This is a genomic window from Xenorhabdus sp. PR6a, assembly GCF_028599065.1.
GTDB lineage: Bacteria > Pseudomonadota > Gammaproteobacteria > Enterobacterales > Enterobacteriaceae > Xenorhabdus > Xenorhabdus doucetiae.
Window position 1 is genome coordinate 1 of record NZ_JAQRFJ010000141.1, and the last position, 1980, is coordinate 1980.

General features: G+C 39.7%; 2 protein-coding genes and 1 pseudogene. 2 read left to right on the plus strand and 1 reads right to left on the minus strand.

What is annotated here, in order from left to right:
- A pseudogene (locus PSI15_RS17775) lies at positions 1–984 on the plus strand (tyrosine-type recombinase/integrase); the annotation flags it as partial.
- Positions 985–1255: 271 nt separating this feature from the next.
- Positions 1256–1465: a helix-turn-helix domain-containing protein gene (locus PSI15_RS17780; protein ID WP_273584672.1), complete on the plus strand. Its 210-nt coding sequence runs from the start codon at positions 1256–1258 to the stop codon at positions 1463–1465.
- 226 nt (positions 1466–1691) lie between these two features.
- Here PSI15_RS17780 and PSI15_RS17785 read toward each other — a convergent pair whose 3' ends face one another.
- Entirely contained in the window at positions 1692–1883 is a 192-nt protein-coding gene (locus PSI15_RS17785) for a toxin-antitoxin system HicB family antitoxin (protein WP_443256115.1), read from the minus strand.
- Positions 1884–1980 lie beyond the last annotated feature (97 nt).

A 1980-nucleotide genomic window follows, 5' to 3' on the forward strand; every position in this document is an offset into this window, starting at 1 on the left:
AATTTTTCCGGTGATTGGATGCCACAACCGCTTGCATCAATAACTAGGGAGCGTGTCGAACTCAGGCATAAGGCTATCACAGAGGGCACTGTTTGGTTTGGTGCTGATAAAGCAACGTTACGCGCAGGTGTGGGCAGTGGCAGTAAAGCACAGGCTGATTTATGGGCGAGGTCATTAAGGGCTATTTATCGCTTTGCACATGACCATTACCGAGATGAAGAAGAAAGGGTTTTACTTCCTGATCCACCTACCGCAGTTTTGAGTACAAAGCGTAAATGGCATGGCACAGTAAGAAAAACTGAGCGTATCCGAACACATGAACTAGCACGCTGATTAGGTGCGATGGCTGCTGTTCGGGAGAAAGCCGAAAATGAAAGGGATGATGTCGCCGTTGCTGCATGTGATGCGGTTGAAATGGCTATGTTTACTGGATTACGTAAGTCAGAGATTTTTAACCTTACTTGGGATCGTGTGAATATGGGAGGTCGCTATTTCTGGATAGAAACAACCAAAAACGGCGATCCGCTCGAACTTCCCATTACAGATACCTTGAGGAACTTGTTTCGTCGGCGTTTAGTAATGAAGCAAGGAGAACAGGATTTTGTTTTTCCCGGTCTGAGAGGTGTTATCAAAGAATGTCGCCATATTATTGAGCGTATCAGTGCAGCTACCGTTCCTGAGCCAAATTTGGATATGCTCCAACCGATACCATTTAAATGGCACGATGCCCGCCGCACGTTCGGTACAATCGCTGAATTAGTGGGAGTCGGTAACTATATTTTGAAGCGCCTGATGAATCACAGAACATTACGTAGTGCCGATGTTACTCAGGGGTATTTGCATTTTGGTGCTGATGAATTGCAGGAGCCAGCTAAAAGAATAGAACAAGCCATACTGGAACATGCAGGCATGGTAGAGAATAAAAAGGCATTAGATCAGAGAATTATTTCTATGTTGTCTGAAATAAGTGATGAGGATAAATGAAGAATTCTTTTTCAATTATCAGGGCAGGAAAACGCAAAAACAAATTATGAAGAAAAGAAGCTAAATAAGGTTTAATGATAGTAACTCAATCTGTTTCTGGTCGGTAACTGAACAGATTGAGTTTGATACTTGTTCAGTTAATGGCTCCTCTGTGGAAAAAAACTATGTTTCCTTTTATGTTCGTAGTGTTATACAAGGAGAATAACTGTTTTAAATTACTATTTGCAAATAATCTATCACTATTAATAATTCATAATACATAGTGATAAAAATGAAAGTACATTCTTCCTCAGCAATTTTAGAAAAATTCACCAGATCAGAAGCTGCAATTTACCTTGGTGTTACTCCACAAACGCTTGCTAATTGGGCACATACCGGAAAAGAGAAAATTCCATATCATAAAATTGGTCGCAAAGTTATTTATTTGAAATCTGATCTTGATAGCTATTTGGTATCAACTCGCCGAGTGCAGACAGCTTAACAAGATAGAGGAAAATAAGAGTGGTCATATTCATTCTTTCAGCTTCCAATCGTAGTAGGTTTCATTATGCCAAAAATCAGAGGAACTATATTTCAATTTTTCGTAAGATGCTTAGTGGTATAATGAAAGAAAAGGATAGTCTTACGAATGCTATCCTTAAATTGATTCACTTTTTATTTTATAGAGTAAATAAACTGGTGAACCGAGCTAATGCAATTGACTCAGTTCATCCTTTAGGTTCAATACCTAACCGTTCTAATTCTTTACGTCCTAACGTCTTAAGCCAGTTTGCCAGACTCATTCCTGATTTTTGGGCTGCTTCTTCAAACTGTCCTTTTAGTTCTGGAGTTATGCGCATTCTAAATTGCGGGGATTGCCCATCACCTTTTGGGCTTTTGTCTCGTTTTATCATTGACAAGTGGTCACCTATTGCATTAGCCTTATCTATATTAGGTGGTCACTTTAACATGATGAAGCCTATAAAATCAACGCCCTCGAACAGTGCTACCAACACT

Excerpts from the sequence above, each read along its gene's own strand:
- PSI15_RS17780 (WP_273584672.1), top strand. The coding sequence starts at position 1,256 with ATGAAAGTACATTCTTCCTCAGCAATTTTAGAAAAATTCACCAGATCA.